Genomic DNA, 23,447 nt, shown 5'->3' on the forward strand with positions numbered 1-23,447 from the left:
GATTTTCCGCGAGAGACTCCGGCCTTCAGGCCGGAGAGGGAGAGCGGACGGCGCGGCAGTTCTCCTCGTGGGGACTGTTTCAGCGCCGCTCTTTTGGGTAACATCTTCTTTTGCCACTCCCAAGGGGAGCGTTTGACGAAGGTAATAATATGCTGAATACTTCATTAGGAAAGCTTAAATTTCAAATAGTTATAGTCAGAATTGTGATAATCAGGTGAATGTCATGGCCGAAATCAAGATAAAAGTCGTTGATGAGAAACTGGGTGCAGGCACATATGAAATTTACCTGCAAACACACGATGAATACACGGAAGAAGTCGAGCGGGCCGAAAATAACCTGGAGCGCTACAAACCGTTCTTCCAGAAAGCTCGTTTCGATACACTCGATAATGATCTCAAAATCGCGAATCTCATCGAGCGCGATTACAAAATCTGCCTGGAGAGAATATCCAACTTAACCTCTTCTACCGACACCAGCATGGCACCGAAGATTCAGAGAGTGTTCGAGGCCGCGATCCGTGTGCTCGTGAAGGTGAATACCACGCTCGAAGATTTCCACACTACGGGGATCCAGGGCCTGTTTCTGCAGTTGCAATCGTGCAAACTGGACGAAAAAGCGAAGAAGCTCGTGCTGGCGTTAAAGCCATATCAAGCTGCGCTTGATAAAGCCAGGAAGCAGAAAAACGAAGCTTGGGTACAATTTGGTCTCGATACAGCCTACACCGCAGCCGGGCTCGCTCTGGGGCCACTTGGGATCATTGGCAGCGTGGCGGGGGGCATTGCCATGTACGCGATTGATAACAGCCTCGGCGCTGAGAAAACATGGTACGACGACACTGCCGGCAACATGGAAGACGCCAGCGGCACCGTCATGGATGCGCTTGAGAGCTACGACAAAATCGCTGCCAAAGAATCCAAAATCATCAAGACTGCCGGAGGCAAAGCAATTATTGGAAAGATGGGAACGGTCGGTGCTTATGCTGGACTTTACTTCAATGCGAAAGAAGTACTCACCGGTCATGCCAACATCGCTGAGATTGAGCGATTAATGGCCGAGGCGAAGAAGAAACATGAAGATTTGCTCACCGAATATAAGAAACAGAAAGCGGCGCTTAAAATGCTTTCCGATAACATCATGGCAAGCCGCAGGAAGGAAGAAGCATCCGGCAAGCAGCGTGCGGCTTGGCTGCGCGATGACCTCGCCGAAGAAATGAGGCTAACGGGCTACGCACCGGTGAATTGATTAAGATAAGCCATTAGCATAGTGAACTCTCCCCCGCAGCTTGCGCGTCGCCTTGCGCCCGATCTGCTCCGGCAGCGGATCGTTCTTTCTTCCCTCTCGCTTTGCAGGAGAGGGATTGGGGGTGAGGGGCTGATTTATCGCCCGGTCTCGTCCTGTTCCAGAAAGCGCCGGATGATCCCAGCCTCCAGCCGGGCCAAGGCGCTACGGGCGATTTTTTCCTGCTCATCGAGTTGGCGAAACTCCATATCCACCACTTGCTTCAATCGCGCCAAATCGCCCTCCCGCACCGCCCGCCGCACGGCGATCAACACCTCAGCGCCGCACTTGGTCAGCACACCCTGATCCACCGCCACGAACTGTTCCTGTCCGGTGAGGGTGGTGAAACTCACGATTCCCGGCACCAGCGCCGCCACCCAGTCACGATGGCGCGGCAACAGGCAGAAAGCGCCTTCCCGCCCTTCGGCGTGAACCTTGATCACCGATTCATCCACCAGGGTTTGAGTCGGCGTCAACACTTTCAACCGGATCATCGTCGCACCTGGTCCAGGCTGCCGATCAGGTACAAATCCGCTTCGGCCCAGTCAGCGCAACTATCGTTCAGGATGCGCTCGCAGTCATCCAGCACTTGCGGCAGCGGTACACTCTGGCCGGGCCGACCGGTGAAATGTTCGGTAGTGAAAAACGGCTGGGTCAGATAGCGCTCCAGCCGCCGTGCCCGATTAACCGTTTGACGATCCGCCAGTGACAGTTCTTCCAGTCCCAGCATGGCGATGAGGTCTTTCAGTTCCTCGTATTCAGCGAGAGTTTTGCGCACCGCTTGGGCAATCTGGTAATGACGCTCGCCGACCAGCGCCGGGGTCAGCAGTTTGGAATCGGAAGCCAGCGGGTCTACTGCCGGATAGAAACCCTGACTGGCCCGTTTGCGCGACAACACTAGCGAGGCCGAGAGATGAGCGAAGGTATGGGCGGCGGCGGGATCGGTGAAATCGTCGGCGGGTATATAGACCGCCTGCACCGAAGTCATCGAACCACCGGCGGTATTGCTAATCCGCTCCTCCAGTTCGGCCAGCTCAGTGCCCAGCGTCGGTTGATAGCCGACCCGCGACGGCATACGGCCCATCAATCCCGACACTTCGGCACCGGCCTGGATGAAGCGGAAGATGTTGTCGATCAGCAGCAGTACATCGCGGCGGGCGCTATCGCGAAAATATTCAGCCAGAGTCAGGGCGGCATGACCGACCCGGAACCGCGCCCCCGGCGGTTCATCCATCTGGCCAAACACCAGCACCGCATCGTGCAGCACACCCGCCTCACGCATTTCGCGATACAGTTCTTCTGCCTCACGACAACGCTCACCAATGCCGCAGAACAGACTGACGCCCTGATAACGTCCCATCATATTGTGAATGAGTTCGGTGATCACCACGGTTTTGCCAACGCCCGCGCCGCCGAACAGGCCAGCCTTACCGCCGCGTTCCAGTGGACAAAGCAGATCGATGACCTTGATCCCGGTCTCGAACAGTTCCAGCCCGACCCGACGTTGCGCCAGCGGAATCGGCGGCTGATGGATCGAGCGCCACTCGCCACCGGTTAGTGGCGGGCCATCGTCAATAGTCTGACCGAACACGTTGATCATCCGCCCCAGCAGTTCCGGTCCAACTGGCACGGTCAGTGGACCGCCGCTGTCGTGTACCGGATCACCGCGTGCCAGTCCTTGCGTTGTGGTCAGGGCGATGCCGCGCACCGTGTCAGTGGTCAGATGCGCACTGACTTCGATGATCACCGCCTGATCCCGCCCGGGCCGCAGTTGCTGGCGCAGGGCTGGCAGGTGGCGGGGAAACCGCAGATCCACCACGCTGCCGCGCACGGCGATAACTGTGCCGACAGACTCGACGACGGGGGTTGGAGCTGAGATGGAAACGATGGGCATGAGCGGAAAATCAGCCCGACCGCCGCTGGTTCTCGCCGGTGAGTCGCACCGCCAGAACCGTGAGACCCAGAGCGATAGTTAGCAAGGCCGCCGAAACGGCCAGGCTATTGAGCAGTACCGGGGCCACCGTCAGCACCAGGCCCAGCTCCAGCATCATGACCCCGGACAGCAGTTTGAGCAGCCGCCCCTCCCGTTCCGTGAGTTTGTGGACGCCCAGAGTCCGCACGAAGACGAACACGATCAGCGCCAGTGGCAACACGTAGATTAAGTTGTAGAAAGCCAGATAGACGTAGCGGGTGCCGGGCGACAGCTCGCTCAGGGTCAGCAGGCGGGTGTACACCATCGGGAAACCGGCGGTGCAGAGCAGTTCGTAGAAATTGGCGGCTATAGCGAGAACAACGGTCGCGCCCAGCATGGCCGGCAGGTTGTCGGCGTTGAGGATCGCCCGTGCCCGCCGATAGATGTCGGGCTTGCGCGCTTCCGCGATCGACAGGGTGATGCCGCGCTCGAAGGCGAAAAAGTCCTTGATGTTGACGATCCCGACGACGATTGCCAGCAGACCGGCGGCCAGGGTGATCCATGCCAGCGCTCCTAAAAGCTGGAACACGTTCAGCCAAGCTGCCATAAAAGCGAAATACATCAGCCCCGAGGTCAGGACAAAAATGCCGCCGATCAGCGCCATCCGGCGGCGATCTTTCTGGTGGGCGAGCAGACTCAGCAGAAACAGGAGGACAAAAAAGGCGCAGGGATTGAAGGCATCCAGCCCGGCCAGCACCAAGGTAAAAACCGGCAGCGAGACTTGATCAGCAGTCACTTCACCGAGCAGGGGCACGCGCACTTTTTGCACGGCTTCCGGTGTTGGGAGCGTGCCGGGAGTGACGCCCTGCTGCGCTTGCGACCGGCATTGGTTCAGCCGCTGTAGCAAGGCCGCGCCGGTGCTGGCGGCATCCTCCCAGCCGGTTTCCATCACCCCGCAGGCGATCAGGGTCGGCACCGCCTCGGCGGTTTGCCCGAGCGATTCAGCCAGGGCGATGAAGCGCTGGGTGTTGTCCCGATGGCGGGAAATCTCGAGCGAATGAACGATCACTCAGGGGCGTTGGTTGGGAATCGCCTCGATGAAGGGGTGCGCCTTCAGGCAATGCGGGCAGGTTTCCGACCAGAAGAAGTAGAGATGCACATGGGCATTGCCGTCCGCGTCAGTCTCGACCCAGGGAGTTTGCGCGAACGCGGCGCTGGCGATGAGCAACCAGGCGACTAAGACGCTGAGCCAGGCTTTGCTGTGCCTAATTTTCGGCGCTCTAAAGATCGATTCGAGCATCGGGAACCTCCCTTGCATTTGCGTCAGGGTGCTTTCGCGGCGACCGCTGACCTTGATGGATTGCATGGCTTTTCCTCCCCGGTAGGTGCATGATGTACACACTTAAAAGTACACACTTTCCAGGAGTACCCCATGGTGACCCTGACCAGTCGCGTTTTCATGAATGGCAACAGTCAAGCGATTCGGATCCCCCAGGCTTTCCGACTGGCAGCCAGCCAGGTCGAGATCACCCGCAACGCAGACGGCGATCTGGTGATTCACCCGCTACCGCCAGAACAAGACCGGGGCACAGCGTTATTGCAGGCGCTGGCGGCGTTCGATGACGACTTCGCAGCACAGCTTGAACAGGATCGGCGCACCGCTTCCCCGGTCCAGGAGCGGGAGGAGTTATGAGGTATATGCTGGATACCAACATCCTGATTTATCTCATCAAGCGCAAACCACCGGCCGTCGCCGATCACATCAATGCCTTGGATGAGGATACGGTATTGTGCATGTCCTTCCTCACTTATGCGGAACTGCTCAAGGGCGCTGAACGCAGTATTAAAAAGGTGGAGGTTCTGCGCCAACTGGACGCCCTGACCCGGCAAATTCCCGTTCTTTTTGAAGTGAATCGCACCGTGTGCGAACACTATGCGGCGCAATTCACCAGCCTGAAGGCGGCGGGCACTCCCATCGGCGCTAATGATTTGTGGATTGCCTGTCATGCCCTGGCGATGGACGCAACTCTGGTCACCAACAATCTTCGGGAATTTGCACGGGTAGACGGGCTACGGCTCGAAAACTGGGTTTCATCGATTTTTTAACCCATTACCGCTCGCTGTCGGGCGAGTAACTGCTTCAGTTTTTCGCGACTGAGCGCAAATAATCCGTTCTCGCGCCAGACATATTCATCCTGAATGATCATCCCGGTCTCGGCGTAAAAGGTGGCAATGCTGGTCAGCATCTGTTGCGGATCGTAGCGGCTGCGAAGGTAGCGGTCCTTCATATCCACCTCCTCTTGAAACAGAAAGTGCTGATGCCAAACCCAGGAGGCCGGGCTGTTCAACAACCGCAATCCTTGGCGGCGCAGAGCCATGGACACGCCGGCATCCTCGAAAGCGTTGGGATAGCCTTCGTGCAGGAATGGCCCCGGATTGACCGTGAACAGGGTAGCTCCGATTGGGCACCAGTCGCATTCACGGAAGGCAACCGTTGCCAGGTCGGTGGCATCCCGCTCCCGGTCGTACAGCCCCAGTTCGATCAACTCCGCATCAAGATGACGGATGAAGCCACCAGAAAATTGCAAGCGCCGATTGGGAAAGACCACCTTGCAGCAGACCGCGCCCGCATCGGGTACGCTCGATGCCCGCACCAGCAGTTCCTCCAGCCAGCCCGGTTCAGCGATCTCGTCATTGTCGAAGACCAGAAACCAGTCACCACGGGCATGTTTCAGCGCCTCACGCCGTCCGGCGGAAGGGCCAAGATTGGTTGGGTGATAAATCGCTCGCACGGTTGCAAACTGCCCGTCAATGCGCTCGCGCAGAAATGCCACCGTCTCGGCTTCGGAACCGTTATCAAACAGAATAATTTCATGGGGCACCCGCACCGTCGCTCGCAAGCTCTCCAGCGCCGCCAGAGTTTGCCGCTGCTTGCCAAACGACAACATGATGATGGACAGAAAATGGTCAAACTGGCCCGCACCGATTGCTTGTCGCAACCGGGCCTCATTCTGGATCGTGGTCGTCGCTTCCTGCTGGCGATCCATTTGGAGCGATGTGGCCTGACGCTGGTGAAATCGGTGGTAGTAGACGAATTCCGGGATGTGGACAAAAGCCGAGCTGGGGTAGTGAAAGGCTATCCGCATCAGCAGATCGTAGTCCTGGGCCGCATCGAAGCGCGGATCGAACAACCCCACCCGGGCGAACGCTTCCCGGCTGATCAACTTGAAGTGGGTGGCGTACATCCGCTCCAGGTTCTCGGTGAAATAATTCTGACGGGGCAAATGCTCGAACGAGATGCGGCTGACTTCCTCATCACGCTCGTTCACATTGATCCGGGCCGAGTGGGCATAGACGATCCCATCATGCCAATGGCGCAGACAGGCAGTGACCGCATCTGGGGTTAGAAAGTCGTCGCAATCCAGAAACCCAATAATATCGCCATGCGACTCGATCAGCGCCCGGTTCTGAGTGCGGGAGATACCCAGATTGACTGGGTTGGCGAATACCCTTAACCGGGGATGACCCGCCAGCCGATCCAGAATGTGCTGGACGCGAGGGTCGGATGAAGCGTCGTCTACGGCGATCACTTCAATCTCTGGATAGCTTTGCGCCAAAGCGCTGTGCAGACAGCGTTCCAGATATTCGGCATGGTTATAGATTGGCACAATGATGCTGACCCGTAGCGGTTCCTCCACTCGCCGAGCCGACGCCATGCCCTCTGGTACCTTCACCACCCCGCGTCGCAGCCACCGGCGTGCGGCTTGTTTCCAGCCAAAGGGCAACCGGCTTAATAGTTGCCCCCCCGGTCCTCGATAAACCGCTACACCTGCTTGCCATGCCCATCGCGCCAGCAAAACGGCCAGTCGGTTGCGTTGCTCACGCAACCAGCGTGCGCTGTCCCGCAGCGGGGCGGTCAGCCACCACGACCGCGAGGTGATGACCCATTCATAGCGATCCCGCCACTCCCGATCAAGCCGTGTGATTGCAGCGCGTTGTGCCTCCAGCTCGGTGCGTTGTGCCTCCAGCTCGGCGCGTTGTGCCTCCAGCTCGGTGCGTTGTGCCTCCAGTTGGGTCTCGGAGTGACTGACCGTCCGGGTTAATTCATCAACGGTCCGTGCGGCCTCGGCTCGCTGCTCCTCGGTTCCTTTCAGCAATCGCTCCAGATGCCGCGCCCGGGCGATCAGGTCCATCAACTCCCGGTGAGTCCAGCGCGACCGCCATTTGGTTACGATAGCCTGGAAAGCCGCCAAGGCGCGCTGTTCGTCAGCCGCCACCCCCAAGCCACCCCCCTCGTGAATCCGGTAGCAGGCAGAAACGGCATCACGATGCCGAAATCCGCCCCGCTCCCGCAGTTGCAACCAGAAATCCCAGTCCTCGTATAAATCGAATTGCTCATCGAAGCGACAGGGCAATGTCCCCTGTAATGCCTGCCGCCGAAACAGCAGCGCATGGATTGGAATAAAGTTCTCACAGCGCAACCGGACCTCATCGAACGGATCGTTATAGACCTGAATCGTTTCCCAGTCGTGGCTGCTCGAAGGTCGGACGCAACGAACGCCTGCGTAGGCAGCAATGGTTGCGGATTCGAGGCCGAGTTGCTCGACCAGGCCCGCAATGTGGTCTGGTTCGAACCAGTCATCATCATCCAGGAAAATCAAGGCATCGCCTTGGGCCAGATCAAGCCCCAAGTTGGCGGCGGCGCTCCGTCCCAGTGCATGATCGGACTGCCCGACTCGGAGTGGAAACCGGCAGTGCGCGGTATCCAGTTGCAGTGGACCTGCGCTGCGTGCGTCCACCACTACGATTTCGATCCGTTGATAGGTCTGCATTGCCAGCGAAGCCAGCGCGGTGGCCAGTTCTGGCCGCCCGGTGGAACGAACGATCACCGATACCAGGGGACCCGTTGGCACCGCTTCCGGAACCTTGGCGACCCGCCACCAATCGGCGACCGTTGCATAGAGCGTCTGAAATTTCCGGGTTGCTTCGCTTCCCTTGATCACCCAATACGCCTCAGCGGCTCCGACCTCACGCGACAGCGTATAGGTACGGTAACGGTTCAGTGCCTCGATATGGCGATCATACGCTTGGATTGCCAATTGACTGGTAAAACAGGCGATGGCCTGACGCTTGCGCTCCAGCAGGTCGGAAATATCCAGCAGCCGGTTCGGCGGTAATGGCGCACCAATTTCATAAAACGCCAACGCCCGCTCGCCGCCCAGACGACGGATCACCTCTAATGCAGCCAATGCCAGATTCCGATGATCGGGATGCAACTCATACAATGAAGGGGCATACAGCCAACGGGCATCGGTAGCCACCACCGTTTCGCAGAGCCGGCGCACCAAAGGCTCGCCATAGACCAATTCCCGATCCCGGCATTCCCAGAACTGGGGTTCTCCATAGCCTAGAATAGCCGCTGCCGCCCGGCTTTCCTGGCGACGCTGAGCCACATAGGCTTCCCGTTCCGGCCCGTCGGGATGGAAGCCGCCGCCATCGGTCAGAATGACCACCGTAACCCGGTCCCCGGCGGCGATATGGCGCAGGATGGCGCCGGCGCAACCCAATACCTCGTCGTCCGGGTGTGGCGCCAGCACCAGTACCGGGCCTTCTCCCAGAACTTGTACCGCGTGATAGGGTATTAAGCTGTTTTCGCTACTCATTTGCACTCGATTTTCATCGTCGAAACCACACCATCCGCCCGAGCCTAAAGCCATCCCCTCATGCCCGAACCCAAAGACGAAACGTATCATACCCGGGATTACCGGCCTGGCGACGAAACCGCCATTGCCGCACTCTTCGGCACCGTGTTTGGCCAGCCATTGACTGAAAATCAATGGCGATGGAAATACACTGGAACCGGGATAAGGCCACCGCTGGCGCGATTGGCCTTTGATCACACCGGACGGCTGGTAGGTCATGCCGGAGCTATTTCGCTGCGGGGCTGGCGGCAAGGCCAGCCGCTGCCGTTCTTGCAAATCTGTGATGTGATGGTTCACCCCGACGCCCGTGGACAACTGGGGCAACGGAATCTGTTCACCGTGCTGGCGCGGGAGTTATTGAGCAGTCTGGCAGAACGCTGGCCGGAGGCGTTGGCTTATGGCTTTCCCGGTCGGCGGCCGTTCCGGCTTGGCGAATACGCTCGGGTTTATGGCCGGGTGGAACAGGTTTCGGCGCTCTACCGACCAAGCTGGCGCGGGTTGTTTTCATGGCTGTACACGCGACCGCTGGCCTGGAACGATCCGCGTCTGGATTCGCTGTGGGCACGGCTGGTTCCCGGCTTCGCTCTGGCACTGGTTCGCGACCGCGATTATTTGCGCTGGCGCTACGCGACTCACCCCTGCCGCGTCTACCAACTCCTCGGTATTTATCTGGCCGGTCGGTTGCTGGGTTGGGCGGTAGTACAGCGGGACGATCATCATCTACGGATCATTGACCTGTTGGTGTCGCAACGCTGGCTGAAACCGGCGTTGGCCGCACTGGAGCACACGGCGGCGGTAGCTGGTGCGTCCGAGGTAGAAATCTGGCTACCGCCTGGTTGGCGCGAGACCCTGGATGGGCAACAAAAACTCACCGAGGTTGTCGTCGCCAACATGATTTGGCGGCTACCGATTCCAACAACTGAAGTTCGGGAAGCGCTGTACTACACCATGGGCGATCTGGATATTTTCTAGCGTTCCGATTGCGGCTAACTGATTTCCCAGCGGTTTTCCAGATAGCAAATCCCCAACTCATGCGAATCCTTACGCACCTCCAAATTGGGCAACACCTTCTCGTGATAAACCATCAAGCCCTGATCGTCGAAGATTCGGGCGTGGGCGGAATATAAACCACCCAGCAAGGGTATTTGCGGATAGGTGATCAGAATTTCACGGTGCTGGCCACGCAGCGGCGGCTTCCCGGAGAGATGGGTACCGGTGACGTACACGCCACGCCCGTCATCCATCTTGATGGACAGGGTGACATGAAACGGCAAATCATCGCGAGTGCTTTCCAGCCGCAGTCGGAACCGCAAATCAGCGCCGCGCTGACACGGCAATTCATTCAGCAGTTCGAGGCTGACGATGCGGGCGGGCAGGTTGGAGTGCATCTCCATCTCCGTATCCTGGCGTTGGGCGCTGCGCTGCGCCTGCCAGGCTTCGTAGGCCGGGATCACCCGATCGGTCTCGCCATACAGGTGGATTCGGCCCTCCCGCAGCCACAGCGTTTCGTCACAAAACATGCTGACCTGATACAGGCTGTGGGAACAGAACAGGATGGCGCGGCCCCGGTTTTTGAATTCCATCATCCGGTCGATGCATTTTTTCTGGAAATACACATCGCCCACTGATAACGCCTCGTCCACGATCAGCAGGTCCGGATCCAGCGAGGCAATCAACGAGAACGCCAGCCGCATCCGCATCCCGGTGGAATAGGTTTTCAACGGGCGGTCAATAAACGCTTCCAGTTCGGCAAAAGCGACGATTTCATCGAAGCGGGCCTGAAGCAGTCGGCGCGACAGACCCAACACATCGCCGTAGAGAAAGATGTTCTGCCGTCCGGTGAACTCTGCGTGAAACCCAACCCCCAGTTCCAGCAGGCCCAGTACGGACCCGTCACACTCGACGATCCCGCCGGTTGGGGTCAGGGTACCGGCGATCAGTTGCAGCAGCGTACTTTTGCCAGCGCCGTTGTCGCCCACCACCCCCAAGGTTCGACCGTGAGGCAATTCAAAGCTGACCCCCTGCAACGCCACAAAGTCGGTATGGCGCTGCTGTTGGAAGAGCAGTTCCTTCAACCGGTCGATAGGTTGATGGTACAACCGGTAGACCTTACTCAGATCACTAACCCGCAACGCCGGAGGGGAACTGCCCATACTTCGTCGTTCTCCTGCTCAGCCGCCTGCCAACCGCAAAAACTCGGTTTCATACGCGCCGACCATGTTTTGAATGGATAACTGCTCTGCTCTTTTCAAACCGCGCGCCACCAGAGCTTGCCGACCGTTGGGATCCGCCAACAGCCGCAATACTGCCGTTGCCAGCGCCTGCGAGTCATCCGGTGGCACCAACACTCCATAGTTTCCGCCGCCCAGTACTTCGCGCGGGCCGTAGGGACAATCGGTAGCAACCACTGCGGTACCGCAGGCCAGCGCTTCAAGCATGGTGTAGCCGAAACCCTCGAACTGACAGGTGTGGATGAAGACGTCAGCGCGGTGCAAGTAAGGGTAAACATTATCGCGGTGTCCAAGCAATCGCACCGCATCGCTCAAGCCTTCAGCGGCGATTTGTGCCTCCAATGCCGCCCGTTCCGGGCCATCGCCGAGAATAATGAGGGTCACAGGCTGCTCGGCATGAATCCGCCGGAACGCATCCAGTAGCAAACCGAGATTTTTTTCCGGCGCCAGCCGGGCAACTGCGCACAACACCGGAATTTCAGCTTGGTCGAAATCGGCCAGTTCCGGCGCAGGCCCCCGTGCGGCGTGGGTGGCGGCAGTAAAATCAATCCCATTGGGAATGGTAACAATCCGATTCGTCGGCGTCAGGAAGCGCCGATGCAGTTCATCCGCCGTGCCCTGTGAAGGTACGATCACCCGGTCAGCCAGCAGCGCGGTTCCCGCCACCGCCGCTCGCAAAAACAGGCGGCGGCGGAAACCCTGCTCGTGGTGGCGCATGTATTCGTAAAACGGTCCCCGGTAACTGGCGACGGTCTTGATCCGGCCACCGCCCAACCGCCGACCAAGTGCGACTAACGCGGAGGGGTAATGCATCATGCCGAGCGCCAGATCCGGTTGCACATCGCGCAACAATTTTGCTGCACCTCGGACATCAGCCAGCAGTTTACGACCATTCTCGAAACCGCCGGATAAACCATAAGCGGAAGTATCCCGGAAATCATCGTATTGTTGCGGCAGCAAGGATTGGAGCGCTTTTGGCGCAGCTAAGGTGATGCGGCGAATCGAACGACGATCCAGGGCGTGCAACAAATTGGCGGTAGTCCGTTCAGCGCCGCCGAACACATAGGCAATATGCAGGATCAGGAGATGAATGGCGGTCTCCTACAACACATCGGCAAAGCCGGGTTCCAGCCGCTGAAAGACATAGACGCCCGCCGCAAGTGCGCCGACGGCAAATAGAACCAGTCCCGTCAGCATCGTGAAATTCGGCCACACACCGACTAATACCGCGCTGTGATAACTCTCAGCGAAGGCGGTAAAAGGGTTGAATCGGATCAGGCTGTGGAATTCTGCGGGTACTAGCGTCAATGGGTAGAGAATGGGCGCCATATAGAAAACTACCGCAAGCACTAAACTCAGCACTTGAGCGGTATCCCGCAGATAGACGGTGAACGCCGCCAGCAACAAGCCCAGCCCGGCCGTCACCGCAAACTGAAGTCCCAGCAGCACTGTCACCGCCCCTAGCGCATTCAGGGAGAATCCGCCCTGCCATAAAGCGACTATCGCGAGAAACAGCACATAGCTACTGGCCTGAACCATAAAAGCAGCGGCAGTGGCCGCCAACGGGAATACGATGACCGGAAAATGGACTTTGCGAACCATCTCACGGCGACCCACGATGGAACCGGCGGCACGGTTCAATCCATCCTGGAAGGCAAACCAGGGCAGCAGCGCTGACAACAGAAAGACGATGAACGGTGTATCTGCCAGCGCCGATCCGACCGGGAAACGAGTGCGCATAACGGCAGCGAACACCCACCAGTACAACAGGATATAGAGAGCGGGTTGCAGAAAGCTCCACAACACCCCCAACAGGGAACCTGCGTATTGCTCACGCAGTTCCCGCCCAATGAAGGGCGGGAGCAAGCGCGAGACCCGAAGAAGTCGTTGAGGCATATCGCTGTGGTCGCTGGATGCTGCCGCCCTATTCGCTTGCGGGGCTGGAAAACAAGGTTTAATACTGGGTGTAGCGTTTCCCCGAACTCTCCTCGTTATATTCACGATACCAGTCACCGGCAATAAACAGCCAGGTATCGATAAAGGCGTAGGGTTGCTGGGGTTTGCTGTAACTCTTACCGGAGGTGGGACTCTTAAATTCTGGCACCCCCGCTTCAACAATGGTCTGGAGCTTGGCGATCTTGCCGTGTCGCTCTATACCCTCAATACGGAAATTCTGGTACTTAATGATTCCCATCTTCTGCAAGTAGGACGAACGATCCACCTGACTCTGGAAGAAAGAATCCATCAGAGCATAGGTGGTGGCGTAGTCTTCGCGCTGCATCGCATCCCAGTACTGCGTTGCCCGCTGGCGCAGCCGTTCCTCGTTTAGGTGGGCTTTTTCCAATTCGAGCGCGGGCGATGAGACGGCAGGCTGCTTCAGATCGGCCAGGGTGAACGAATACTCCACCAGATCGGACTTGCTGAGGTTATCCATTTCGAACTTACTAACGACTAAATGAAAATTCTCTCCGTGACGGGTCAGCGCCTGTTCGATCCTCAAATCCATTCCTAGACTCACCCGTCCAGGCAGACCCAGTGGAATTTCCTTCTGCCACGTCACGCCATAATCAGTCGAGTAGGCGACATAAACATTGGGGCGGATATCGCGCCAGTCTTCCCATGCCATAACCAGTGTACCCGGCGATGATCCAAAGCTGAGCGACGGAAGCCGGGCTTGAGTGATTTGATATTCGGGCAATCGGAAACGGCGTGGCTCGGACCAATTCGCGCCATTATCGGATGAAGTAGTGAAATACAAATCGTTTTTGGCATTAGGATTATCATCGCGCAAGCGCCGAGTACCGCTAAAGGCCAAGGCGATATGCCCTTTGCCGTCGGCCGCAGCGACCAAGCGCGACAGATCCAGTCCCTTGATCGATTCGAAGGCAAAATGCTTCCAGCTTTGTCCTTTATCCTCCGAAGAGGCGCCCTCCAGCAGGAAATCTCTACCATCGCCGTGCTGCGCCAGCCACAGCACAAACCAACGACCGGCGGATTCGAAGGCGCGGTAGATCGGGCTGATCTGCTCAGGCGTTGCAGCGATCTCGACCATCGGCCCGAAGGTCTTGCTGGTGCGGTCGAAACGGCGCATAACCATCGCATGCCGGTCCGGCGTATTGATCCAACTGAACATCGGGATCGAATCCTTATCCACGATCCACATCGGGTAAAAGCCGGGCAACACTCGCTCCACTGCTGAAAAGGTCTTGCCACCGTCATTGGAGGAGCGGAAATATAAATTAAATTTTTGTTTGGTTTCGGGATCGAGTTTCTCACCCAGCCACATCAGGTAAATGGAATCGTCCTGACGGGTGACTTTGAGTCGAGTCAGCGGTTCAGATTCATCGCCGCCGACTGCTACCGGCGGTGGCGCAGAACCCGTAGCCGCCAGATAGGGCAATAAATACAAGGTCTTTTGCGGAGATTTATCACGCCACAACAGCGCCAGACCTTCTTGCTCGGCATCCAGCGCTAAACCCGACTGATAACGCTCGCGATCCTGAGCGCCCAGCTTTACTTCAGATCCATCCGGCCGCCGCACATAGAGAAAGCTGTCATTATCATAATAGGCCAGCCATAATCCTCCTTTCATATCGAGGATATAATCCCGTTCAGCACTTTGATTAATGGGCTGCTGGTTAAGCGCCTTGGGATTGGCAGTGATTTCGGCATGGGCGATACCGATGGATAATCCGAGAAATACAAGCAGAAAAAGAACCCGTTTCATTGAATCAAGCCTATCAACGCTATAAGTCGTGTGGAAAATACGGAGTTAGCCGCTGTCAGTCGGTGACGCCGCCAAAAAGATCAGAGCTTACCGCAGGATACATCGGAGATAGATCTAACAGTAAACTTCGAGAATAGAGAATGCAGTGGACAACCGAGGTTTTCATCGCTGGGTAATAACTAAAAAGGGACTGCTCTAGTGAGCAGCCCCCCGAAAATAACAACGCCTTAGTTTAAGAAGGCTGGATTAATTCGCCGTAGAAGACACGGCGTTGATATCGAATCCGACAGTGCTAAGCGAGACACGAGGACCCGACGCCGGTGTTGGGATAGATTCCTTGATACCTTTGCGCAGCCAGATGGCATTGTTGATGATGCCAAGAGCCGGCAGGCTGGGACTGGTCTTGGTGTTGTACTCCAGCTTGATCACCACCGCTTCTTGGGTATTCACGCCTGTTGCGCCACCCACCACCAGGTTGGACCAACCACCTGCGGGAACCAGCCCCCGTGCCCCTTCCGACAGCAGATCCTTAAAGTCAACCGCACCCACGCAGGTCACGCTCTGCGGAACCTGGCCGGAGATCGGCGCTTCATCACGGTCGTACATCACAGCCGCACCCAAGTCCTGATCCTGAACCGCTAACCGAACCCGAGTCGTCAGATCCCCGCGCAACTGCCCACCGACCGGCGGAACCCAAGTATTAGTCGCAGTACTGAAAGTCGACTGGGCAATCGGCGTCACGAAAAACTTCGTGATAACATCATCGCCTTTTGTCGGGTCTCCATCTACGAACCGTGGCGCAACAGCAACCGGCACAAAACCTCGCCCTGCCTGACCCGACAGAACCTCGCCCGTCGTTTCGACAAAGTCAGAGAAGTCATACGCGTTGGTTCGCGACCCGTTGGCGTCAAAACGACCGGACGCATTGTAGGCCGAATAACCCCACGCCGCGCCATTCGCGAACTCCAGAACGATGGCTTCACCCGCTATGCTATCGCTGGTCCTGAAGAAGGACTCAGTAGTGGTGAAATCATTGTTATCCACCACCAGGAACGAACGTACCGGCTGGGTCAGCCCCGCCAGCAACGAAAATGAAGCGGCGCCGTATCCTCTCCCATCACTCGCGGGCAGAGTGGACACCTTGACATCTTCGAACAAAATACCAAGGTTGTCTTTCTTAATCTTCCCACCCACATCAATAGTCACGACGTCGTTGGCGCTGGAAGGAAGCGTCCGGTTGACTTCTTCGCAGGTAGCAGCGTTATTTTCAGCTCTAGCACCGTTTTTGTACCAGTACCGATAATGCAACTTGGTCGGTGTCGCTGCACTACTGTCCAAGGCGGTGACATTGTTGATGGTGGTCACCAGCGTGGTCACCGTAGCACTGGTCACGATATAGGGGAACAGGATTTCATCAGCCTGCGCAGTCCCGATACCCGCCACTGTTATGCCTAAGGTCGCCGCTACAGCAACCGCAACTTTGTTCATTCTAAATCCCATGGTTTAGCTCCTATTCAGATTCCGACTGAGGGTTAAAAAAACAACTTTCCTACTGCCAGGAAGGTAGAGGGCTTGTCTGTTGTGGATTCTACACAACAATTTGTTGTTGTCAATACACGAAACCACAAAAATCAGACTTCCAAGCCAGTATACGCAAGCCTCCTACCTGACTCAAGGTCTTAAACACTTTAGAAACATCGATTCCAGTCGATTCCAATCCATTTTGTTGCTTAAAAACAAAATCTATCCCTCCTGATAATCCTCGTTTGATGTGAATGGCCCACTCAACAGATCGGAGCCACCCAGATCGGACGCTCTGGCTGATTCGCCAAGTACTCCTGCCACAGCAACTCGTAAGCACGTTCCAAGTGTCGCACGTAACCTTCGGTATCGAAGAGCGGATACCTCAAGCGATTGGCTTGCAAGCGCTCACGCAATCCAGCCAGCCGCACCTGATCCTCAGCCATCGCCACCGCCAGCCTCTCGTAATCCGAGACATTGTAGGTTACCAGTTCCGGTAAGCCTATGGCATGCAGCAAGCTGGCGCAAACTCGGGCATGAAAAGCACGACCATACAAAGTCAGTACCGGCAACCCAGCCCAGAGCGCATCACTCGCCGTTGTGTGGGCATTGACGACGAACGTATCCAGAAATAAATCTGCCAAACATTGTCGCTCCAGATGTTCCGGTTTCGGCAGCCGCTTGGCGAAAACCAGCCGATTATAATCTATGCCACATTCGCGGGCCGATTTATGTAGATAGTCGATCATCTGTGGGCTGTCAACCAGCAGCCAGAGTACACTGCCCGGTACCTGTTGGAGAATTTTCATCCAACTGGCGAACGTCACTGGCTCAATTTTGTAACCGGCATTGAATGAGGCGTAAACAAAAGCATCCGTCGGCAAACCCTGATCGGCGCGGGTCATGCCGGTATTCGCTATCGGTTGCTCATTGTCGTTAATCTGATAACAGCCCGGCAAATAGACCGGTTGCTCGCTGAAGCAAGTTCGCAGATCTTCCGGAAATACCACTTCATCCGCAATGATGTAAGGAATATAAGTACCGCCGAGCGTACCCGGATACCCCAGGAAGCTCACCTGTACCGGCGCGGGCCGCAGCGCAAAAATTTCTTGCCTACCGTATCGGGTATAGCCATGCAGGTCTACCAGAATATGGATGCCATCGGCAGCGATGCGCTGGGCAGCCTCGCCATTCGATAATGAACTGAGATCCACCATCTGGTCACACGCACCGCTGATATCGTGCCAGTAAACGCTGCCATCGCCAGGCCGCAGGGTATAACCAATGATCTCGAACCGGCGGCGATCATGGATATGAAACAGCTTGCGCATCAAATGGGCAGTGGCATGATCGCGGAAATCACCGGAGACATAACCAATTCGCAGCCGCCCATCCGCCGCCGGGCCGGAATGCGCCAGCGCCAACGACTGGCGTAACGGAGCGATGTAATTCTCTAAAGCTACGGCCCGCGCCCGCGCTGTCGCCAGCAAAAATTCCGGCGTCACCGGCAGGTGCAACAGGCGGTGTTGTTCCGTACCCAGTACCCGGCCATATTCCCAGATATCGGCGATCAAGCGATCAAGCCTGGACAATGTAGCTTGGTAATCGCGCCAGTCGCATTCCGCCAGCGCCTTGAAAAAACTATAGAGATACAAGCCGCGAGCCGTGTAGCGCTTCGGCAGGGAATGATCAGATAGCCGTTGATCCGCCGAATCTTCGCCGAAGCTGAGGCCAAGCTGCCGCCAGTCGTAGCGACTATGCAATTCACTCAGAATCGGTTCTGCCTCTTCAAAACGCCCCAAGGCCGATAGCGCCCAAGCTTGATTTGTCAATGCCTCCAAGTTTAGCTCAGGAACCTGCGCTACTGGTTCCAAACCCAGCAGAGCCTCTCCGTAGCGCCGCAACCGGATTAAAATCGTGGAGCGAAACAGTATCAGTTGCGGATCCTCGGACGCCAGCCGTAGCGCTGCCTCCACCGCCACCAGCGCCGGTTCATACGCTTGCTGCCGAACCAGCAAAATGACTTGATGGCTCAGAGCATGCAGACGCTGCGACAACGATAACTCACACCGACCCAGCGCTTGTTCATAAACAGCCCTTGCCTCGACCAGACGTTCCAGCAACCGCAAGGTATCGGCCCGCAGCAGCAGCCCATCACTATTATTGGGCTGAATCACCAAAGCGCGTTCCACTGCCGCCAGCGCTGGTTCAAACCGGTTCAACGTCAGGCAAACCGCAGCACAGTCCAGCGAGAGCAGGGCATCGTCAGGCTGTAGTTCCAACGCCCGGTCGAAAGCAGCCAGCGCCGGCTCTAATTCGCCCGCTTCCCAACTCATTTGCGCCAACTTTCGCCATGCTGACACATCATCGGGCCGGGCCTGAACCCGTTGCTGACAACGCGCCTGCTCCTGCTTCAACCACACTCGGCGCAGTGCAGCCTGGGCCTCGGGTTGCATCGTTCCTCCTTTCCTCCGCTCTGCTTCAACCCGCAGATGGCCTGACCAAGGGCGCCACTTCCTGCATTTTACGCTTGATTTCTTCAGTGACCTGATCGGCTTCTTGGCTATCCCGTACCACTCGTGGCGTGATCAAAACGATCAGTTCGGTGCGATCCACCAATTCTTCAGTATTGCCGAATAGAGCACCCAGCACCGGAATTTTGTACAACACCGGAATGCCGCTTTGTCCTTCGGTGCGGTTGTCGCGGATCAAGCCACCCAGCACCAGCGTCTGTCCGCTTTTGACCACCACCTTGCTGGTGACACTGCGTTGCAGAAACGAACGCTGTGAAGTCGCAGAATCAATCGGCCCAACGTCAATCACCTCTTGTTTGATCTCCATGTTCACCATGCCGCCGGAGTTGATTCGCGGCAACACATCCAGCAACACCCCCGTATCCTTGTACGTCACTCCACCGGTGGTGGTCACATTATTCACAGTGCTGGTGCCAGATGGAATCGGCTGTTGAGTACCCACGCGAATGACTGCTTGCTGGTTGTCCGCCACCATCACTTGCGGCGAGGACAGCACCTTGATTTTGGAATCGCTGGCCAGCGCAGTAAGCAGCGCTTTCACTATGCCGGCACTATCGGTGATGGCGTAGGAGAACTGGCCCGCCGGAATATTCTTGAGCGCATCCGTCAGCGTGAGGTTGTTGGGGAGACCCAGGGAACCATTACCATCGTAATCCCTACCAACGTTATTGTTAAAAAACCACTGTAGCCCATACTTGAGCCGCCCGCTCAGGGTCACCTCGGCGATGGTGGCCTCGATCAGGACCTGCCGGGGCGAAACATCCATTTTTTCCAAGGTGTTAACGATCCGCTCATAATTCTGGCTGGTGGCCCAGATCAACAGCGCGTTGTTCTCGGTGTCGGCAACGATGCGCACTTCCTCCATCCCGGCGCTGGGTCCGCCGCCACCGGGATTACTGCCGCTACTGGTGCTACCGCTGGTTTTTCCACCCGGTCGGTTGCTTCCGGCGGATGACGTAGCGCCACTGCTTGAAGAGCCGCCTAAGGCCGATGAACCGCCACTGCCGCTCGCCAAGCCCGATCCACCGCCCGATAAGCCCGATCCACCGCCCGATAAGCCACTGCTCGATCCTAATCCACCGGACAATTGGGCTGGCTTCAATCCCGGCGCCACTTCGCCGCCGCGTGTACCGCTGCTACTGCCCAGGTTGAACAGGCCGTTGAGCAGGTCAGCGACGTAATCGGCCCGGCTGTTCTGCACCGCATAGACGTACAACCGCTCGCCACCAACGCCATCCAGACGCTCGATCCACATCGCCACTTCTTTGAGGTATTCCACCTGCGGCGTGATCACCAGCACGGCGTTCAGCTTGCTGAGCGGCACAAACCGGAGCAGTCCGGCAATCGGCGTCCCTGATCCCTCGCCCAGCAATTGATTCAGATTGGTCGCCATGGCCTGGCTCTCTACGTTGCGCAGCCGGAACATACCTATCGACATTCCCTTGAGCCAGTTCACATCAAAGGTATCAATGGTGCTTTGAACATTGGCGAGTTCCTGCGGAGTGCCGGCCAGAATCAGCAAATTGCGGAGAACATCTGCCCGCACCACGCCACCTTCGGGCAGGAACGGCGCGACAATCGTCTGCATCTCGGTGGCGCTGATGTAACGCAATGGCACGATCCGCACCCCATATCCCACACCACTACCACCGAGTCGCGGAGTTAACCCCCCCTGCTTCACCGCGCCGGCCATCGGCAGAATTTTGTTAATCCCTGCCTCGCGCACCAGCACCGCGTTATTCATCCGCAGCAACGTCTCCAGCGTCGGCAGCACTTGATCCCGTGACAATGGACGAAGGGTCTGAACGGTCACCTCGCCCTGTACCTGCGGGTCGACCGTGTAATTTTCCTTGAGGGTGTCGAAAATCACCTTGATGACATCACGAATATCGGCTCCCTCGAAATTGAGTGTGACCTCGCCGGGTGCAGCCTGGGTCACCGGCACCGGCTTAACAACCATTTTTTTGTCAATGAAATTACCGGTGCCGGGCAGGATGATTCCGGTTCTGGGAGCCAGGGCAGCGGTACCCCGGTCGGTTGCAGTCGTCGCGGGAGCCGGCAACGGCGTCGCGGTCAACCGCACTGATGAATTGCCCGCCGATGAATCGTCGGGCACCGCCGTCTCCAGGGCGCTCTGATCGGACGGCGGTGTCGCACATGCGCTCAACAGCAACGCCAGAAATACGCCGGATGCCAGCGGGAACAGCAGGTTTCTCATAAAAATGTTCGCCTTTTCCATCAGGGTTGCGGCGGCGGAGGGACCACTGACGCCGGCACTGGGTTGGTTTGCGGTACCCCCCCGGTCCCACTGGCGGATGAAGTTGGCGCCGGTCTCGCGCCGGTTCGGCGCGGTCCGGTTGGCTTTTTCGGTCGTGCTAAAACCAATTCCTGAGTTATCGCGCCCTTGCGCAGCACCACCTGATTGGGAGAAACCATTTCCAAACGCCATTCTCCTACCGTCTCGCCCGGCTTGAGCCGCACTATCTTGGCGTTTGGTTCTTCGGGCCGCAACAGGGCAATTGTCATCTGGGGGGTAATCATCACGCCGAGCAGCAAGAATTTTTGTTCCGGGCCGGTCAACAGCGGCTCCGGCGGGGGGACTTCATCGGCGGGAGGGGGCGGTTCAGGCCGACGGGTTGCGATAAAGAGCGGGCGGGCGACCGTCTCTGCATATTGATCCGGGGGTGGCAATTGAAACGGCTCCAGCGGCGTCACCACTGGCAGTTCCGGCACCCGCACCGCCGCCCCTGCATTGGCCACGGTTGGCGGGCGTGGCGGATGGCGCTGTTGCCAGAATAGGGCTGCCGCCGCCAATCCGCCGACCACCAGCCACAACAACAGTCCCACTGCTCTGGCTGACATCTAACCGCCCTCCTTGCGCAGATAGCCTGAGACTTCAAACTGAGTGCTCAACTGCACTCGGGTATAGTTCGCAAACCGGCCACTGGGCAATCGTGGCCGATTTTCGCGTGCGGATACTTGTAAGTTATCTACGAACAATAATGGGGTCTGTGCTTCAAGATCGTATAACACCTTGCGCAGGCTATCGATATCGCCATTTATAGCCGCGCTAACAATCACTTTCACCGCATTCCCTTCTTCGGTCGGCGGCAGCACTTGGGTACTCTGCAAAGTCCCGCCCGCTGCTTCAACGACCATCTTGACCCGTTGTTGCAAGTCGGCAGCCGCCAACGCTGGCGCGGAGTGTGGCAGGTACTGCGTGGTTAGCGTGCGATCTTGCTGAATGCTCGTGATCAACTGCTGGATTGGTTCGCGGATCGCGGCCATTCGCTCCAACTGTTCCAAACGTCCCTGCTGCTGTTCCAGAGCATCATGGTAGTAGTGATAGCGGGCGATCAATATCCGATCCACCAGCAAATAGAGTGCGCTTCCCACCAGCAGTAACAGCAGCAATAAAGCCGCCACCCGATGTCCCCAACCCAACCCGGTCGCAGCGGTCATCAAGGTTCCCGACCGATCCGGGCACCGAGTACGAATCGCTCTTTGCCGGTCCGGGGATCGGTATTCACCGGTGACAAAAATCCAGCGCTATTGAATAGCCTGGACGATTCGACGATGCCAACGAGCGCCGATGCCTTGGCGGACTGGCCGATGATCTGTAGGGTATCCCCATTGATCTGCAAACGTTCGACCCAGGTATCGTCCGGTAGAATCGTGGTGAGCTCCCGCAATAAATCCACCCGAGGGGGAACGGTTTGTTTCTTCTGCGCCAGCACCCGCGATGTTGCCAGAACCTGGTCCAGTTGGTCGCGCAGGGTCAGAGTTTGACTGGCGGATTTCTGGATCTGCGCAACTTTGTCCATTGTCCCGATCACCAGCAGGCGCTGTTGCCAAATCGGCAACACTGCGGCTGCCGCAATGAGCAGCAGGCTGATCATCATCACGCCGGTGCGCAACCGCCAACCCCAGCGATCACGACGCGGGCGTTGATCCGGTGGAAGCAGATTAAGGCCGGGACGACCACCCGTTATATCCAGCGTGTCCGGTGGTAACCCCCGCTGCCGTAACTGGGTCAGCACCGGGTCCACCGCGACACGCGGCAGGGTGGTCAACTCGACCCGCAGCCGGCGCTGGGCAGGCTGGCGCTCCAGCACCGTTACATCGTAATAAACCTGAGCGGCGGTAAACGGGGTTAACCGGTCCATCTCGAATCCCGCCACCTGGCGCAGGTTTTTTTCAGCGGCCAGCGGCAAGCTGAGGACCCGAGTCAGCGCCTGAGCGGCGGGAAAACGCAGCACCAGATGCCGGGATTTTTCGGTTCTGAACCAAGCCACCACTCTGCTCCAGTCGAGTGAGGCGCGATCCAGCCGTTCCACTCGTTGCATCTGTCCGGCTTCTTCACATGCCAGCACATAGTCCGGGTCGTCCACCGTAATCACCAGCCGTTGCGCCGAACCGACCAGCCAGCGACGCACACCCAACGGCAACCACCCGAGTAAACCGTCCCGCCACCAGCGCAGTGCGGCATTTCCGTTCCAGCGGGGATTGATTTTCAAGATTTGCAACGGTAATGACACCAG

Annotated in this window: 19 protein-coding genes; 4 read left to right on the forward strand and 15 right to left on the reverse strand. The window is 57.6% G+C overall.

Annotation, left to right across the window (positions count from 1 at the left end):
- Window positions 1-223 precede the first annotated feature (223 nt).
- A complete protein-coding gene (locus tag BN874_RS04005; RefSeq protein ID WP_034431000.1) occupies window positions 224-1,243 on the forward strand; it encodes a hypothetical protein in 1,020 nt (339 codons plus the stop codon).
- Window positions 1,244-1,377: 134 nt separating this feature from the next.
- Here BN874_RS04005 and BN874_RS04010 read toward each other — a convergent pair whose 3' ends face one another.
- The 4 genes from BN874_RS04010 to BN874_RS24200 are packed head-to-tail and all read right to left on the reverse strand — an operon-like array spanning window position 1,378 to window position 4,557.
- On the reverse strand, window positions 1,378-1,773 hold the full coding sequence (locus tag BN874_RS04010) for a F0F1 ATP synthase subunit epsilon (RefSeq protein WP_230314321.1): 396 nt from the start codon (window positions 1,771-1,773) through the stop codon (window positions 1,378-1,380).
- A complete protein-coding gene (gene atpD, locus BN874_RS04015) occupies window positions 1,770-3,173 on the reverse strand; it encodes a F0F1 ATP synthase subunit beta (RefSeq protein ID WP_034431001.1) in 1,404 nt (467 codons plus the stop codon). The genes BN874_RS04010 and atpD overlap by 4 nt, the downstream gene beginning before the upstream one ends.
- Window positions 3,174-3,183: 10 nt before the next feature.
- The gene (locus BN874_RS04020; RefSeq protein ID WP_051497385.1) at window positions 3,184-4,260 is read right to left on the reverse strand and encodes a hypothetical protein; all 1,077 of its coding nucleotides are present in this window, start codon (window positions 4,258-4,260) and stop codon (window positions 3,184-3,186) included.
- A complete protein-coding gene (locus BN874_RS24200; RefSeq protein WP_051497386.1) occupies window positions 4,261-4,557 on the reverse strand; it encodes a thioredoxin family protein in 297 nt (98 codons plus the stop codon).
- A 66-nt stretch (window positions 4,558-4,623) separates the two neighbouring features.
- On the opposite strand from BN874_RS24200, the gene BN874_RS04025 reads away from it, so the two are divergent.
- Together BN874_RS04025 and BN874_RS04030 are read left to right on the forward strand one after the other, a co-directional pair.
- On the forward strand, window positions 4,624-4,884 hold the full coding sequence (locus BN874_RS04025; RefSeq protein WP_034431002.1) for an antitoxin: 261 nt from the start codon (window positions 4,624-4,626) through the stop codon (window positions 4,882-4,884).
- Window positions 4,881-5,297: a type II toxin-antitoxin system VapC family toxin gene (locus BN874_RS04030; protein WP_034431003.1), complete on the forward strand. Its 417-nt coding sequence runs from the start codon at window positions 4,881-4,883 to the stop codon at window positions 5,295-5,297. Before BN874_RS04025 ends, BN874_RS04030 begins: the two co-directional genes overlap by 4 nt.
- Here the strand turns inward: BN874_RS04030 and BN874_RS22140 are convergent.
- The gene (locus BN874_RS22140) at window positions 5,294-8,854 is read right to left on the reverse strand and encodes a glycosyltransferase (protein WP_051497387.1); all 3,561 of its coding nucleotides are present in this window, start codon (window positions 8,852-8,854) and stop codon (window positions 5,294-5,296) included. The genes BN874_RS04030 and BN874_RS22140 overlap by 4 nt on opposite strands.
- A 60-nt stretch (window positions 8,855-8,914) precedes the next feature.
- Between BN874_RS22140 and BN874_RS04040 the strand changes: the two genes are divergently transcribed.
- Window positions 8,915-9,865, forward strand: coding sequence for a GNAT family N-acetyltransferase (locus BN874_RS04040; protein WP_034431005.1), 951 nt, complete (start codon window positions 8,915-8,917; stop codon window positions 9,863-9,865).
- Between the two features lie 14 nt (window positions 9,866-9,879).
- Here the strand turns inward: BN874_RS04040 and BN874_RS04045 are convergent, their stop codons facing one another.
- From BN874_RS04045 to BN874_RS04090, 10 genes are all read right to left on the reverse strand, one after another.
- A complete protein-coding gene (locus tag BN874_RS04045; protein WP_034431006.1) occupies window positions 9,880-11,046 on the reverse strand; it encodes an ABC transporter ATP-binding protein in 1,167 nt (388 codons plus the stop codon).
- Window positions 11,047-11,064: 18 nt separating this feature from the next.
- Window positions 11,065-12,186, reverse strand: coding sequence for a glycosyltransferase (locus BN874_RS22145; RefSeq protein WP_051497388.1), 1,122 nt, complete (start codon window positions 12,184-12,186; stop codon window positions 11,065-11,067).
- Window positions 12,187-12,225: 39 nt separating this feature from the next.
- Window positions 12,226-13,020: an ABC transporter permease gene (locus tag BN874_RS04055; RefSeq protein ID WP_034431007.1), complete on the reverse strand. Its 795-nt coding sequence runs from the start codon at window positions 13,018-13,020 to the stop codon at window positions 12,226-12,228.
- 58 nt (window positions 13,021-13,078) lie between these two features.
- The gene (locus BN874_RS04060) at window positions 13,079-14,851 is read right to left on the reverse strand and encodes a sialidase family protein (RefSeq protein ID WP_034431008.1); all 1,773 of its coding nucleotides are present in this window, start codon (window positions 14,849-14,851) and stop codon (window positions 13,079-13,081) included.
- 246 nt (window positions 14,852-15,097) lie between these two features.
- Window positions 15,098-16,339, reverse strand: a complete 1,242-nt coding sequence (locus BN874_RS04065; RefSeq protein ID WP_034431009.1) for a hypothetical protein — start codon at window positions 16,337-16,339, stop codon at window positions 15,098-15,100.
- 296 nt (window positions 16,340-16,635) lie between these two features.
- The gene (locus BN874_RS23295) at window positions 16,636-18,828 is read right to left on the reverse strand and encodes an O-linked N-acetylglucosamine transferase, SPINDLY family protein (protein WP_081756124.1); all 2,193 of its coding nucleotides are present in this window, start codon (window positions 18,826-18,828) and stop codon (window positions 16,636-16,638) included.
- 25 nt (window positions 18,829-18,853) lie between these two features.
- Window positions 18,854-21,124, reverse strand: coding sequence for a type II secretion system secretin GspD (gspD, locus tag BN874_RS04075; protein ID WP_195912092.1), 2,271 nt, complete (start codon window positions 21,122-21,124; stop codon window positions 18,854-18,856).
- A 20-nt stretch (window positions 21,125-21,144) separates the two neighbouring features.
- Window positions 21,145-21,768, reverse strand: coding sequence for a hypothetical protein (locus tag BN874_RS24980; RefSeq protein ID WP_034431010.1), 624 nt, complete (start codon window positions 21,766-21,768; stop codon window positions 21,145-21,147).
- Window positions 21,769-22,368 (reverse strand): type II secretion system protein GspM, encoded by a 600-nt coding sequence (gene gspM / locus BN874_RS22150; protein ID WP_051497390.1) that lies wholly within the window; start codon window positions 22,366-22,368, stop codon window positions 21,769-21,771. It abuts the gene before it with no gap.
- Complete coding sequence (locus BN874_RS04090) at window positions 22,368-23,432, reverse strand: PilN domain-containing protein (protein ID WP_195912093.1); 1,065 nt, start codon at window positions 23,430-23,432, stop codon at window positions 22,368-22,370. The genes gspM and BN874_RS04090 overlap by 1 nt, the downstream gene beginning before the upstream one ends.
- Window positions 23,433-23,447 lie beyond the last annotated feature (15 nt).

The organism is Candidatus Contendobacter odensis Run_B_J11, assembly GCF_000531125.1.
Taxonomy (GTDB): Bacteria; Pseudomonadota; Gammaproteobacteria; order Competibacterales; family Competibacteraceae; genus Contendibacter; species Contendibacter odensensis.

Bases quoted from the DNA above. Each gene is read 5' to 3' on its own strand.
- BN874_RS04005 (WP_034431000.1), top strand. From the start codon at position 224: ATGGCCGAAATCAAGATAAAAGTCGTTGATGAGAAACTGGGTGCAGGC.
- BN874_RS04010 (WP_230314321.1), bottom strand. From the start codon at position 1,773: ATGATCCGGTTGAAAGTGTTGACGCCGACTCAAACCCTGGTGGATGAA.
- atpD (WP_034431001.1), bottom strand. From the start codon at position 3,173: ATGCCCATCGTTTCCATCTCAGCTCCAACCCCCGTCGTCGAGTCTGTC.
- BN874_RS24200 (WP_051497386.1), bottom strand. From the start codon at position 4,557: ATGCAATCCATCAAGGTCAGCGGTCGCCGCGAAAGCACCCTGACGCAA.
- BN874_RS04025 (WP_034431002.1), top strand. From the start codon at position 4,624: ATGGTGACCCTGACCAGTCGCGTTTTCATGAATGGCAACAGTCAAGCG.
- BN874_RS04030 (WP_034431003.1), top strand. From the start codon at position 4,881: ATGAGGTATATGCTGGATACCAACATCCTGATTTATCTCATCAAGCGC.
- BN874_RS22140 (WP_051497387.1), bottom strand. From the start codon at position 8,854: ATGAGTAGCGAAAACAGCTTAATACCCTATCACGCGGTACAAGTTCTG.
- BN874_RS04040 (WP_034431005.1), top strand. From the start codon at position 8,915: ATGCCCGAACCCAAAGACGAAACGTATCATACCCGGGATTACCGGCCT.
- BN874_RS04045 (WP_034431006.1), bottom strand. From the start codon at position 11,046: ATGGGCAGTTCCCCTCCGGCGTTGCGGGTTAGTGATCTGAGTAAGGTC.
- BN874_RS04055 (WP_034431007.1), bottom strand. From the start codon at position 13,020: ATGCCTCAACGACTTCTTCGGGTCTCGCGCTTGCTCCCGCCCTTCATT.
- BN874_RS04060 (WP_034431008.1), bottom strand. From the start codon at position 14,851: ATGAAACGGGTTCTTTTTCTGCTTGTATTTCTCGGATTATCCATCGGT.
- BN874_RS04065 (WP_034431009.1), bottom strand. From the start codon at position 16,339: ATGAACAAAGTTGCGGTTGCTGTAGCGGCGACCTTAGGCATAACAGTG.
- BN874_RS23295 (WP_081756124.1), bottom strand. From the start codon at position 18,828: ATGCAACCCGAGGCCCAGGCTGCACTGCGCCGAGTGTGGTTGAAGCAG.
- gspD (WP_195912092.1), bottom strand. From the start codon at position 21,124: ATGAGAAACCTGCTGTTCCCGCTGGCATCCGGCGTATTTCTGGCGTTG.
- BN874_RS24980 (WP_034431010.1), bottom strand. From the start codon at position 21,768: ATGTCAGCCAGAGCAGTGGGACTGTTGTTGTGGCTGGTGGTCGGCGGA.
- gspM (WP_051497390.1), bottom strand. From the start codon at position 22,368: ATGACCGCTGCGACCGGGTTGGGTTGGGGACATCGGGTGGCGGCTTTA.